Origin of the sequence: Endozoicomonas atrinae, from assembly GCF_001647025.1 — a bacterium.
In the GTDB taxonomy this organism is placed as follows: Bacteria; Pseudomonadota; Gammaproteobacteria; order Pseudomonadales; family Endozoicomonadaceae; genus Endozoicomonas; species Endozoicomonas atrinae.
Genome location: NZ_LUKQ02000160.1, coordinates 1 through 13,090, shown reverse-complemented (window position 1 = coordinate 13,090; position 13,090 = coordinate 1). Strand labels below are relative to the sequence as shown.

General features: G+C 47.0%; 14 protein-coding genes and 2 tRNA genes. 11 read left to right on the top strand and 5 right to left on the bottom strand.

From position 1 onward, the window contains the following. Positions 1 to 711: 711 nt before the first annotated feature. Complete coding sequence (locus AK963_RS18905) at positions 712 to 1,635, top strand: forkhead box transcription factor (RefSeq protein WP_066016993.1); 924 nt, start codon at positions 712 to 714, stop codon at positions 1,633 to 1,635. A gap of 326 nt (positions 1,636 to 1,961) precedes the next feature. Next, on the top strand, positions 1,962 to 3,092 hold the full coding sequence (locus tag AK963_RS31455; protein ID WP_083232766.1) for a forkhead box transcription factor: 1,131 nt from the start codon (positions 1,962 to 1,964) through the stop codon (positions 3,090 to 3,092). A 451-nt stretch (positions 3,093 to 3,543) separates the two neighbouring features. Here the strand turns inward: AK963_RS31455 and AK963_RS18885 are convergent. Both AK963_RS18885 and AK963_RS18880 read right to left on the bottom strand, forming a co-directional pair. Beyond that, a tRNA-Ser gene (locus tag AK963_RS18885) sits at positions 3,544 to 3,634 on the bottom strand. Between the two features lie 46 nt (positions 3,635 to 3,680). After that, a tRNA-Ser gene (locus AK963_RS18880) sits at positions 3,681 to 3,771 on the bottom strand. A gap of 205 nt (positions 3,772 to 3,976) precedes the next feature. Here AK963_RS18880 and AK963_RS18875 point away from each other — a divergent pair. From AK963_RS18875 to AK963_RS18835, 9 genes are all read left to right on the top strand, one after another. Next, on the top strand, positions 3,977 to 4,648 hold the full coding sequence (locus AK963_RS18875; protein WP_175404566.1) for a Bax inhibitor-1/YccA family protein: 672 nt from the start codon (positions 3,977 to 3,979) through the stop codon (positions 4,646 to 4,648). A 122-nt stretch (positions 4,649 to 4,770) separates the two neighbouring features. Then, positions 4,771 to 5,163, top strand: a complete 393-nt coding sequence (tusD, locus tag AK963_RS18870; protein ID WP_066016989.1) for a sulfurtransferase complex subunit TusD — start codon at positions 4,771 to 4,773, stop codon at positions 5,161 to 5,163. Between the two features lies 1 nt (position 5,164). After that, positions 5,165 to 5,524: a sulfurtransferase complex subunit TusC gene (tusC, locus tag AK963_RS18865; protein ID WP_066016988.1), complete on the top strand. Its 360-nt coding sequence runs from the start codon at positions 5,165 to 5,167 to the stop codon at positions 5,522 to 5,524. Next, complete coding sequence (tusB, locus tag AK963_RS18860; protein WP_066016987.1) at positions 5,524 to 5,805, top strand: sulfurtransferase complex subunit TusB; 282 nt, start codon at positions 5,524 to 5,526, stop codon at positions 5,803 to 5,805. Before tusC ends, tusB begins: the two co-directional genes overlap by 1 nt. A gap of 229 nt (positions 5,806 to 6,034) precedes the next feature. Next, positions 6,035 to 8,182 carry a S9 family peptidase gene (locus tag AK963_RS18855; RefSeq protein WP_083232765.1) on the top strand — a complete coding sequence of 716 codons (2,148 nt, stop codon included), beginning with the start codon at positions 6,035 to 6,037 and terminating at the stop codon, positions 8,180 to 8,182. Positions 8,183 to 8,484: 302 nt separating this feature from the next. Then, entirely contained in the window at positions 8,485 to 9,417 is a 933-nt protein-coding gene (locus AK963_RS18850) for an SPFH domain-containing protein (RefSeq protein WP_083232764.1), read from the top strand. Then, entirely contained in the window at positions 9,417 to 9,866 is a 450-nt protein-coding gene (locus AK963_RS18845) for an NfeD family protein (protein WP_066016986.1), read from the top strand. The genes AK963_RS18850 and AK963_RS18845 overlap by 1 nt, the downstream gene beginning before the upstream one ends. Positions 9,867 to 10,072: 206 nt before the next feature. Beyond that, positions 10,073 to 11,221, top strand: coding sequence for a Na/Pi symporter (locus tag AK963_RS18840; RefSeq protein WP_066016985.1), 1,149 nt, complete (start codon positions 10,073 to 10,075; stop codon positions 11,219 to 11,221). A gap of 7 nt (positions 11,222 to 11,228) precedes the next feature. Continuing rightward, a complete protein-coding gene (locus tag AK963_RS18835; RefSeq protein WP_139117508.1) occupies positions 11,229 to 11,501 on the top strand; it encodes a hypothetical protein in 273 nt (90 codons plus the stop codon). A gap of 42 nt (positions 11,502 to 11,543) precedes the next feature. Here the strand turns inward: AK963_RS18835 and AK963_RS18830 are convergent, their stop codons facing one another. The 3 genes from AK963_RS18830 to AK963_RS18820 all read right to left on the bottom strand — a co-directional run bounded on the left by AK963_RS18830 (position 11,544) and on the right by AK963_RS18820 (position 12,898). Continuing rightward, on the bottom strand, positions 11,544 to 11,753 hold the full coding sequence (locus tag AK963_RS18830; protein ID WP_066016983.1) for a hypothetical protein: 210 nt from the start codon (positions 11,751 to 11,753) through the stop codon (positions 11,544 to 11,546). Positions 11,754 to 11,858: 105 nt separating this feature from the next. Continuing rightward, on the bottom strand, positions 11,859 to 12,173 hold the full coding sequence (locus tag AK963_RS18825; RefSeq protein ID WP_066016982.1) for an AzlD domain-containing protein: 315 nt from the start codon (positions 12,171 to 12,173) through the stop codon (positions 11,859 to 11,861). Further along, complete coding sequence (locus AK963_RS18820) at positions 12,173 to 12,898, bottom strand: AzlC family ABC transporter permease (protein WP_066016981.1); 726 nt, start codon at positions 12,896 to 12,898, stop codon at positions 12,173 to 12,175. Before AK963_RS18820 ends, AK963_RS18825 begins: the two co-directional genes overlap by 1 nt. Positions 12,899 to 13,090: the final 192 nt, after the last annotated feature.

The window sequence follows — 13,090 nt, the reverse complement described above, 5'->3', positions numbered from 1 at the left end:
AGAGTCAGCTTAGTAAAATATTTAACTTTCTGGAACTATCAGACTTGCAGACCACCCCAAAAAGCTATACTTAACGACAGGTCATTTTGGACTGGTGTTTTGAGGACTTTTTACGCCGGTGATGACAGCGTTGAGTGAAACAGACCTTCAGGGATGAGGGTGTTATTCCGGCATCACAATGAAGTGAGCCGATGGATGCCTGAAAAACCAGCAGGATGCCCCGGAACCCCAACGACTCTTGTCGTTCTCTACGGTCCCTCGCACTATGCGGGGTTTTTCTTTTTCAGGAATGTGTACCGGAACGGCTTCTTTCTTGTATTGCCGTTTTATGATTTATCGGCTGCGAAACATTGTCACCTTACCTGAAATCCCCTTACTTGCCAGTAAGCTCTCTTGATTGACTGTTTCGAATAAAGTAAAGCGTTGATATAGAAGCGCAGAAGCTGGATAGGATTCGTCTTGCTTTACAGTATCACTCCAGTCAATTTTTAAAACGGTATATTTTATCATTTTGACCAGATTTTATCTTGGTTTTTGTTTTTGAAATGAACGCTTTTCATTGGGCTCTCTCAGAAATAAAAATAAAGAATATCTAATTAATGTATAGACTTTGAAAGTTTGTTGATGTGGCATGGCGGTTTTAGAAGTTTTTACTATAAATCACTACAGCGGCTGCTTTAATAGAGAATAAATTGAATATAAGGTTTATACATGTTTGAAGAAGGTATTTATTTTTATTCTGAACGTATTAATCAAACTTATTATGATAATGGTGGATCCGTTAATTATTCACCTTCTCCTGTTTTCTGGGGGCAGAATAAAGTCGAGCCAGTGCCTGCTGATAAAATATTCCTGGATCAGGGTTCCTTTGATCTATCAGCGTGTGGCCAACGCACTTATATTGAACTGCAAAATCTACAGTTCCCATTTCCAGAAATGCTTGTTTCAGCAGTTGATGGTGAGTGCAAGGAGAATATGGAGACTGAAGAACCCGACTTTACCAGTGATTTTTATCATAACGAAGAGGTCATGGGGGAATCCCATCTATACAGAAAGGAGTCTCAGGCTGGTTTAAGTCTCCGGGAAATGGTGTTTGTACACTGTGATATTGCAGTTGACGGTTGCAAAGCAGATAGTCCAGATTTTTCAGGCGATGCCGGTGAAGTTGAAGATGTTTTCAGTAGACAGGATTCATCGATTTCATCTGAGGGGCTGCCTTCGTCAGTGCCTGGCACTCCCGACATTTCTGGTGTAGCTAATCCAAGGCTCTGTTCTTCGTCTGAAGATACTGATAGCACTGATTTGTTATCCATGGTTTCTCCAGCTCCGTGTTCGAATGAATATTCCTGTTCTATGGAAAGTTCTGGGGTGTTGGAAAAACCTTCTCTTAGCTATGCCGCTATTATCACTCGAGCCTTGGAAAAAGCCGATGGTAATAGGGCAACTGTACCGGAACTCTATCAATTGATTGTTGAGGAGTTTCCCTATTTTGCAACAGTCGATAAAAAATCATGGCAGTCTTCAATGAGGTCAACTCTGTGTATGAATGATGCGTTTGCAAAATGCAGTGAAACAGCAGGACAGAAGCAGGGAGGTCATTGGGTTATGAGTCCAAATAAAGTACATGCTTTGTAAAATAAAGGTTGATGGAGTGGGCTTTTCAGAATCACATGAGCCGACGTTTAAGATCTTTTATGAGTTGAGTATGCTGTTTGTGGTTCCTTACGGGGTTGATCTGAGAATAAAGAGTGAGTTTGTAAATCGATGAGTTGTTTTAACGGATCAAAGCAAGTGACAACTGGGGGGGGGCAGGCTTCCTGACCTTGTAGGGCAGTGATCGTATCAGGCATGTTAATTCTGATGATTTTAAGGCTTGGAGTGCATGCTCCATAAAACTCGACTATTTTGCCTTGGCATCACGTTACTATGAAACCAATTGCGCATTTTTAAAGGATGGTTCAATGCATTCAAATTTCAGTATTGAGTCTATAATCCGGCCGGATTCCCCTAATCCTTCTGATGATATTCGCCCTGCTCAACCAACTGCATCGATGGGGTTGTGGGGGCATCAGGTGTCGGCAAGGTCTCAGGTAGCTACTCACATGATGGGTGCTATTGCAGACTTACCTCTTCCCCCAATGAGGCATGTAGCACCATTACCCCCAAATGACCTTTCTACGGTTTTCAGTGGTGATCAGTCTTCCTCCAGTCATTGGGGGGAGGTTTATACCGAAGAGGACATGAATGCTTTATCTGATTTAATTGATACGCCTTGCTTGCCAGGAAATCATCAGGTACCAGCAGGTCTTCCTGTCCATAATCCGTTTGCATTTGAGCCGTCGGTTGTAACTCAATCACCACAGGTGTTTTCGCAGGGACTGCCAGTTCTCCCGGCAGGGTGGGGCGGACCATCCTTGAGTACTGGAGTGACAGGAACTTTACCGTGTGTTCCTATGCTGCAAGCATTCCTGCCAAATCAAGGCGTGGCAGATGATGTGGTCACAGAATGTGGTTCTCCACGCCCTGACCTTTCACCTCCATTGGACTCGGGAGTGTTCTCCTGTCAGTCTGGTGTTGGAAGCCAGATCAATTCAGTATCTTCAACGACTACGCTACCGTGCAGGTCGGGTTCAAATGTTGCCCGCCCAAGGTCAGTGATACCTGGGAGGCCGTCAGACAGCTACGTTACGATGATTAAAAATGCGATCTTGAGTAAGCCAGATCAGCGAGCAACATTAAGCCAGATTTATGAGTACTTGTCTGAGAACTATTCATGTTTTAACGAAAACAATAAACGAACATGGCAAAACTCTGTGCGTCATAACCTCTCCTTGAATAAAGCCTTTATAAAAAGTGAGGTAAAGCCTGAAAACCAGAAGGGATGCTTCTGGACTGTTGACCTGAATTTTTCTATGTCTACAAGAAAGCGTAAGCAGAAAGTTAGTGATGCAACCGATAATTATCATCTGTATATGAGACCCAGAGTTTCTTCAGAAGAGCAGGCAGGCGTTTCCGGCATGCAGCCAGCAAAGCTGAAAGAGAATGCTGTTTCATCTCATCAGTCTTTCCAGAATTATTTCAACATGAATTAGGTGGGGTGTATTTTCTTTGAATATATGTCCAGTTGCCCGGATTTACTTACACCCAGTTATACCCTCTGGTCGAAAGCATTAAGCAGGTGCGATGCTGCATTGAGTAATGTCAATGTGGAAGTACCAGATTTTCGCCTTGCCTGAGATACCTAAGTTCAGCATGAGTATTGTTAATGTTTGTGCTATCAAGACCTTCTTTAAAAGTGGCTGCGATGAGATTTCCCGTTTTTGACAAGGCCGCCTTCACATTGAAGTGAGCATATAAAAAGTCTCTGTCTGTCGGCGCCATATTTTGCTGGTGACACTCAACAGTATTCTATTTTGGGTGAATAAGGCGGGGAGCAATTATCACAAACTTTGTTTCGGAGATGGTTTTTGCAGGGAGGGGGCTGGGCAACAGTAGTGTAATAAATAACAGGGAGTGAAATTATCAAACAGGGGAATCAAGAAGTGGCGGAGGGACAGGGATTCGAACCCTGGGTAGGCTATTAACCTACGCTGGTTTTCAAGACCAGTGCTTTCAACCGCTCAGCCATCCCTCCACAGGACTTTACTCTATCGCAGGTCGCGTAAGAATACATGCTGATATGGCGGAGGGACAGGGATTCGAACCCTGGGTGGGCTATTAACCCACGCCGGTTTTCAAGACCGGTGCTTTCAACCGCTCAGCCATCCCTCCGCGACGAGGCAAATAGTACCTGAAATCAGAATTCTGTCAATGTCTTGATAAACGGTAATCTTTTTCTATGCTTCGGGCGCAGGAAATCCGCAAATAGTGAATGGTATTCAGGAGTGCAAAATGTCAGGAATTGTTAAAACTATAGCCCCAGTAAATTGGTCTGATATAATAATTGGTATTACATCTATATAGAGGAATGACAAAGATGGACCGCAAACCCGTGATGACTGCTGCTTCTACCAGCCTGGGTGCAGGCGTTGAAATCAATAAGGTTCTTCGCAATACCTATATGCTGCTGGGTATGACTCTGCTGTTCAGTGCTGTCACCGCAGGTGTAGCCATGGCTCTGCAGATCAGCCAGATGACGGCGCTGGTTCTCTCTCTGGTCGGTTTTGGCCTTTTGTTCGTAGTTAACAAAACCGCTGATTCTGCCAAGGGTATTGTCGCTGTTTTTGCCTTTACCGGTGTGCTGGGTGCCGCCCTGGGGCCAATGCTTAACCATTATCTGGGTATGGCCAATGGTCCATCCCTGATCATGCAGGCCCTGGGCGGAACAGCTGTGGTGTTCTTTGCGCTCTCCGGCTATGTCCTGACTACCCGTAAGGACTTTTCCTTCATGGGTGGCTTCCTGATGGTTGGCCTGATTGTGGCTGTGGTTGCCAGTATTGCCCTGATCTTCTTTAACATCCCTGCTGCCAGCATGGCGCTGTCTGCCCTGATTGTATTGCTGATGTCCGGTTTTATCCTGTTTGACACCAGCCGTATTATCCATGGAGGTGAGACTAACTATATCCGAGCCACTGTTTCTCTCTATCTGGATATCTATAACCTGTTCACTGCACTGCTCCACCTGCTGGGTGCTACCAGTGACGACTGATTTTTAGAGTTGCTTTTCTCGGGCCCCGCCATTTGGCGGGGCTTTTTTGTTGGATCGGGTTGGCCAGTTTTATTTCTGTTAACATGGGCTGATTGAGTGTCTGTTGACGTAAGGTTATTGTTATGAAGTTTGCACTGGCCGTGTATGGCGCTCCTGCCAACAGTCAGGCTACACAAAGTGCACTGCACTTTGCACGGGCCTTGGTGGCTCAGGGGCATGAAATTGTCCGGTTGTTTTTTTATCAGGATGGGGTGAATACCGCGACAGCTATTGCCCAGCCACCTCAGGATGAGTCCAACCTTTCTGAAGAATGGCAGCAGTTTGTTCAGGCACATAATCTGGATGCGGTGGTTTGCATTGCTGCCGCATTACGACGGGGCGTTGTGGGTCAGGCAGAAGCTGAGCGCTATAAGTTGCCGGGTAATAATCTCCGGAAGGGTTATGAGCTTTCCGGTCTTGGACAGCTGCTCGACGGAGCACTGATGGCGGACCGATTGATAACGTTTGGAGCCTGAGATGAGCCATTCTGTGTGCATTATTTCGACCCGGGCACCCTACAGTGGGCAGGCAGCCCGTGAGGCTCTCGATACGGCACTGGTATCAGCTTCATATGATATTGAGACCAGCCTTCTGCTGATCGGGGATGGGGTCTATCAGTTATTGAAAGAGCAGGATGCCGGTCAAATTCCACGTAAGAATCATTCAGCCATGCTTCAGGTACTGCCTCTTTATGGAATAGAAACCATTCATGTGGATCAGGTGTCTCTGGATGAGCGTGGTATCAGTCCAGATGCACTTCAGGAAGGGGTGACAATAATTGCTGGGGACGAACTGCCTCAGTTTATCCAACAGCATTCCAGGGTGTTTAATTTCTGATGAGTACGCTGCATACCACAAATAAGCCAGGTCAGGCTCTGGAACTCTGTCTTCGTGCTGTTGCCAGTGGCGACTCTGTGTTGTTGATTGAAGATGCTGTATACGAGCTGCTGTCACCAGTAACCAGGCTGAATGCCTTACCAGATGGCTGCTCTATTTATGTGCTGGATATCGATGCCAAGGCTCGTGGGGTGAAGGTGTCTGAACCTTTTGAAGCCATCAACTATGACCGCTTTGTCTCATTATGTGTTGATAATGAGAAAGTGTTGTCATGGTTTTAGATGATATTATCCAATCATGTTTCTGCATCTAATAAATAATCGCTACCTCGTAATATGACCAGTTAGCCAGCCTTATGGTGGGCTCTGGCGGCGGTTGTGCCAATAACTTTCAGCGCTGGATTGAATCAGCACTATCCGTAATATTGAAATAACGCGATAGACAAACAGAACTTTACGCTGCGCCTATGCTCTTAACTATCGAGTTCTTTCCACCATAGGCGTGCGTGGTATGCTGAAGAACAGTTTATTGTGTTTACTGACACTGGCTTTGACATTATCTGCCTCTGAGGAAATCCGTTTGAAAGCACCGGTCGCTCCTAAAATTCCACATTCCATTATTCAGCATGACCAGACCCGTATTGATGAGTACCACTGGTTGCGGGATGAGCACTGGCAGAATATTGTGGCAGGAGATCTGGATTTTAAAAACCCGGAGATTCTGGCGTATCTCAATGCTGAAAGTGATTATAAAGATGCTCAAATGAAAGACAGCAAGGCTGTTCAGGAGCAGCTTTATCAGGAAATTCTGTCCCGGATAAAGGAAGATTATCAGTCCTGGCCAGTGAAAAAAGGCGGTTTTCTTTATTATTACCGTGAAGAGAAGGGGAAGAACTACCCCATTCTCTGTCGTCGCAATGCCTCGATGGATTTGCCTGAAGTCGTTTATATGGACGTCAACAAAGAGGCTGATGGCAAGGATCTCTATATGTTTGGCCCTTCCATCACCAACCGGGCAAATACCTTTCTTGCTTATGGCTATAACCTGACCGGTTCCATGGAGCGAAGCATTCGGGTTCGGAACCTGGAGACCCGAAAGGACAGTGAATGGACCTTCCATAACAGTACTGGTTCAATACTCTGGATTGATGATGAGCATCTTCTGGTGGTTGAGCGCGATGAGCAGGCCCGTGGTAAAAATGTCTATAAAATTAATATTCATCAGGGACCGGAGAAGAAAGAACTGGTTTTTTCTAAACCCGATGAATTTGACGGGATGTTTCTGTCGCTCTCGGAAACCACAGACCATGAGTACGTTATGGTTTACCTCAACAGTGGTTCCAGTCAGGTTGTCTATGTCTCTCCCCGCGCATCAATAGACTTCCGTCTGTTCGCCCACGGCACTGATGATGTGGTATTCAGTCTCGACCACTATAGCGATGACTTTTATATTCTCACCAACCTCAATGGTGCCAATAATTTCCAGTTGTTTAAAACATCGGTAAATCAATGGGGCCAGAAACACTGGAATTTGATTCAGGCCGAAAGTGATAGCATCAGCCTGACGGATATTCATTTCTACAACCATTATCTGATTATTGAGCAGAAAAATAACGAAAGAGCACTGGATGAGCTGGTGGTACAGGATATGGTGTCCGGTAACAGAAAGAGCGTATCCATGCCGGATGAAGCCTATGAACTGGACTTTTCGGGCGACTGGGATCATAACGCCACAACTGTTCGGCTGGATTATTCCTCACCAGTTATGCCCAGTACTGTTCTTGAACTGGACCTGAAGACTGTTCAAACCACCGCGGTCTATACCCGTGAGACGCCCAACTTTGACCCGGGGAAATATGAGGTAAAGCGGGAGTATGCAACAGCACGGGACGGTGAGCGCGTTCCGGTAACCATCATTCATAAAAAAGGGCTTGTTAAGGATGGTTCTCATCGAGCCCTGGTTTACGGTTATGGCTCCTACGGTTATGGGATGACGGCTGGCTTTTCGTCAAAGCTCTTCAGTCTGGTCGATCGGGGCTTCATCTATGCAACCGCACACATTCGCGGTGGTGATGAAAAGGGCTATCAGTGGTATCTCAATGGTAAAATGCGCCATAAGATGAATACCTTCAATGACTTTATTGATGCAACGGAGTACCTGGTCAGACAGGGTTATACCGGTAAAAGTCAGATTGCGATCAATGGAGGCAGTGCCGGTGGGTTGTTAATGGGCGCGGTAACCAATCTGCGTCCAGATCTGTTTGGCTGCGTGATTGCTGATGTGCCTTTTGTTGATGTCATTAACACGATCAGTGATGCATCCCTGCCATTGACCCCTCCTGAATGGGAAGAGTGGGGCAATCCGGTCACCAGTGCTGACGACTTTGGCTATATTATGCAGTACTCTCCCTATGACAATGTGCAGGCAAGGGATTATCCACCGATGCTGTTTAATTCGGGGATATCCGATGAACAGGTTACTTACTGGGAGCCAGCCAAGATGGTGGCGCGTTTAAGGGATTTGAAAACGGATGAGAACCTGCTGCTGCTGAACATGAATATGCATGCAGGGCATGCGGGAGCCAGCAAACGTTATGAGTGGATTGATGAAGAAGCTTTTAACTACGCATTTATTTTGAAGTGTTTTGGAATGAAGTAGTGTTAAACGACTGATTTTCTTTGTGAATCTATAATCGTTTTATTTGTGCTTTATAAAATAACAGGACTTAATAAATAACCGGGCTTTTCCAGGGGCGCACTTAATGAGTCATTAGAGCGGTTAACCACGATAGCGGTCAGTCAACGTGAACTGTGCAGAACATGGTTGCTCCATGTTGAAAAGGTGTTCATTTTGACCTGTGTGGTTTATGCCCCAGCCATGGATGGTTGGTCTTATGTCTAATTTTGAGCGCTCCTGTTGGCTGGCCATTAATGATTAAAGTCTGTAAATAGGAGCCTCCTATGGGTATGGAAATCACAGCAATTGCTTTTGTTGTCCTTATTGCTGTTCTTATTTCAACCGGTGTACGAATTGTTCCCCAGGGGCATAACTACACCGTCGAGCGTTTTGGCAAATACACCAAGACGTTAACGCCCGGGCTGCATGTTATTGTGCCCGTGATTGATAATATTGGTAATAAAATGAACATGATGGAGCAGGTTCTGGACATCCCGCCTCAGGAGGTGATCAGTGCAGACAACGCTCAGGTTACTACGGATGCCGTCTGTTTCTACCTGGTTCAGGACGCCGTCAAAGCCTCCTATGAGGTGAACGATCTTGATCGAGCCATGAAAAACTTGGTGATGACCAATATCCGTGCTGTGTTAGGATCCATGGAGCTGGATGAAATGCTTTCCAACCGGGATCGAATTAATGAGCGTCTGCTGATAAAAGTGGATGAAGCAACCGACCCCTGGGGCTTGAAGGTTACCCGTATTGAGTTGCGTGATATTGCGCCGCCCGCAGACCTTGTGGAAGCCATGGCAAGACAGATGAAGGCTGAGCGGGATAAACGTGCCCAGATCCTTGAGGCGGAAGGAGCCCGTGAAGCCGCTATAAAGGTGGCCGAGGGTGAAAAGCAGGCTCAGATCCTCAAGGCGGAAGGTGAGCTCGAAGCTGCCAGGCGGGAAGCCGAAGCTCGTGAACGTCTGGCCGAAGCCGAGGCGGTTGCAACGGCCATGGTATCCAAGGCTATATCAGAAGGTGATCATCGGGCGATTAACTATTTTGTAGCTCAGAAATACGTTGAGGCTCTGAAGGATGTAGCGTCCGCGGAGAACAATAAAGTGATCATGATGCCTCTGGAGGCTGGTAGCCTGATTGGCTCCATCGCCGGTATTAAGGAGCTGGTGGGAGAAGCCACTCTTAAGAAGGGAAGCAAGAAGGAAGCTTGATGGATATTGCTATTACACTGGAACCCTGGCATTGGTTGATTCTGCTCTTTGTACTTCTGGGTGCAGAGGCGCTCGGTGCGGGTGGTTTTCTCCTGGGTAGTGCAGCCGCTGCTGCGGTTGTTTCTCTCTGGCTCTGGTTGGTGCCTGACATGAGCTGGCCCACTCAGCTGATGATTTTTGGGATTGGCAGCTTGCTGCTCTCACTCGCCTACTGGAAGTTGTTCCGAAAGGTAAACAACAAGAGCGACAGTCCTGAATTAAATAATCGGGCGTCACAGTTAATAGGCCGAACCATTGTACTTGAGCATGACTTGCCAGCAGGACAGAGTAAACTTCAGATTGGCGATACACTCTGGAAGGTTGAGTCGGACAGGCCTGTACCACAGGGGCGCAGGGTCTCGGTGACGGGAAATCAGGGGATGATACTAGTGGTGAGGGAGCAGGTCTGATCATGTAACAGAAGAGCGTTGGTATTACCTCCACCTGTTTTCTTATTTCATTTCTATTTGGGACAGGCTTGAGACTCCTTTACGGTTTCTTTATGCTTGTCCTCCTTCAATGGAACGATCGTTTTTCGGTGATCCAGTTTGATGCCGTGATATCCAGTGTTGTTGTTTCTGGATAGTCGAGTTTATTCACCTTGCAGGATGTTCAAATGCAACCCAGTTATACAGCCGAGTCGACGCAATCGAAAGGTCAGGTTGTTCAGTGGCTATTAGTTGCGCTGATGATCTACCTTTTGCTGGTCGCTGTCGGGATGATAGGTTCCGGCTTTAAGTGGGCTTCTGGTGGTGCTGATGGGGCACGTCAGTTATTTGCTTTTGCCACAAACCCGGTGTTGGGGCTGGTGGCAGGTGCACTGGCAACTGCGGTTGTTCAGTCATCCAGTACCGTGACATCGGTGATTGTTGGCCTTGTTGCCGGAGGCCTTCCGGTTGCCACCGCTATTCCGATGATTATGGGTGCCAATATTGGTACCACTGTGACCAATACGCTGGTTAGTATGGGGCATATCGGTAAGAAAAAAGAGTTTCGTCGAGCGTTTTCTGCCGCTACCGTGCATGACTTTTTCAACCTGATGGCGGTTATCATTTTTCTCCCGCTGGAGATTATGACAGGGTTTCTGGCCAAGTCATCAGACTTCCTGGCCAGCATGCTGGTTGGAGGCGACTCTGTCAGTATCAAAGGATTAAACTTTGTTAAAGTGCTTACAGGGCCTTCTGTAGATCTGTTCAAGGGCGTCTATGGTTCTTTGCCTGACCTGTGGGCGGGCGTCTGCCTGGCGTTGACAGGACTGGCCTTTATTTTTATTTCCATTATTTATCTTGGTAAGCTGCTCAAGCATTTGATGGTGGGTAAAGCCAAGCAGATCCTGCATAAAGCGATTGGGCGGGGGCCTGCTACTGGTATTTTCTCAGGCATGATGATGACCATTGCCGTTCAATCATCTTCAACCTGTACCAGCCTGATCGTACCGCTTGCCGGAAATGGTATTTTCAAGCTCAAGGAGATATATCCATTTACCCTGGGATCCAATATCGGTACGACGATTACTGCCTTGCTGGCGGCGACAGCAGTTCAGGGAACCATGGGATTCTTTGCCCTGCAGATAGCACTTGTCCATCTGTTGTTTAATGTTTCAGCAGTACTTTTGATTTACACTATTCCATTCCTTCGCAATATACCACCGAGGCTTGCCCGTCGTTTTGCCCAGGTGGCTAGCCGGAATAAATGGATGGTGCTGGTCTATGTGGTGGGTGTCTTTTTCATTCTACCTGCTATCCTGATCGCGATAACTGCCTGAGGAGGACATGATGACAACGCTCAAGGAATACAAGGCACACAAAAAGGAGTTAAAGGCTCAAATCAAAGAGGTCAAGGCAACCTTGAAACGTCTTGAAAAAGAGCTGGAGGCTGAACGGCAGGATATGCAGCATGAAGAAGTGGATCATCTTGATGAGTACTTCGACAAGGCTGAGCCTCACCTGGTGGATGTTAAAAAGCTGGGTGTTTCGGCCATTGATGATTTTAAAAAGTCAGTGTCTAAGCTAATGAGCTCAATTACAGGCTCCGGTAAACAGTAATCAGCTTATCGGAGCATAAAGAGGTGAAAATAAAGCCAGCAATTATTTGCTGGCTTTATTTTTTACTTCATCAATAACCCCTGCCAAACCCCGGCGTTTGCCCAGGGTTACTTCGAACCAGGCCTCATTGCCGTAGCGTGGGAATTCGTAGCGCAGATAGTAGCCATCCTTGTATACCGAAAGATCGAAGCTTCTGGCCAGTACGCCGGCAGCAAGAAGGATAAGGAATATGGCTGAAAGTAGTTTGTACATAAGCGTGCCCCCGATAAAGTCTCATCCATGAATACTTCCCGTTCAGTCTAGCACGATGTTCGGTGCATTGAACTCTCTGCCACCGAACCCATGACTTCCCGCTGTTTATATTACATGTTTTAAAATCAGGAATGACAGCATGCCCAGGATGACCGTCAGTAATGTGTTTCTTGTAATAAGGGCAAAAAACACCACGATAATGCCGGCAATCAGGTAATGATTGTCCATGGACATGCTGAGCTGATCCTCACGAATAAATACAATGGGTGCCGCAATGGCTGTCAGTACTGCAGGGGCCGAAAAGCTCAATACCTGTTGAACAGTTTCGCTGAGCTTTAATGGTAACCAAGGTTCCATCAGGAGAAAGCGGCTGCCAAATACGAGTGCCGCTACGATCAACAGAATAGCCCAGGTATCCATTAATGTTCTCCTCTGGCAGTGGCTTTGGCATAGGCAAAACCTGCCATCATTGCCAGGGGAGCAGAAATTAACAAACCTGCCTGAATATGCATTACCTCACAAATGACAGAGGTCACCAGTGCCGTGAGTACACAGACCAGTACAGGGGCATTTTTGATGGTCGGGATGACAAGGGCGATGAATGTGGCGGCAATGGCGAAATCCAGTCCGAGGGTATCCAGATTATCAATGCTCTCTCCAGCGATAATGCCGCCAAGGGTGGCAAGATTCCAGCCAAGGTAAAAGCATAACCCTCCCCCCAGTGCGTACCAGGGGTCAAAGCGTTTCAGCTGGCCAGGATTGGCAATGGCAAACAGTTCATCGGTTAACAGGAAGCCCAGGGCCAGACGCCATCTGAGGGGCAGAGGGCTGATGTTCTTGCGCATCACCATGGAATAGAGGAAATGGCGGGAGGTGATGAGCAGGGCGGATATCAGGATGCTGCCCAAACCGACTCCGGCCTGAATCATGCCCATAATGGCCAGTTGAACAGCACCGGCAAATACAACTCCCGATAATGCCTGACTCTGAACAGGGTCAAAACCCGATTCAATAGCGAGAGAGCCCGTCAGGATACCCCAGGGTAGGACGGCGACAGTCAGCGGAATAATGGCTGCAGCACCTTTGAAAAAAGCCCGGACTTTTTCATTGCTGCTTGAGTAATGGACAATTTCTGCCTGAGACATGCAATACACTTCCTTTACAATTCATCCCCTTACTTAAGGTTCAGGTACCTTTTAATGTGGAACAGTTTAGTGCATCGTGAAAACCCACGTCCTATGGACGTGGTTATGAATGGTTGGCTCCGCCTGCCATGAACTACCCATGCTACTTCTTAACTCTGAGTTGTCCCCACGACTACTAGAGATAGGAAGTAA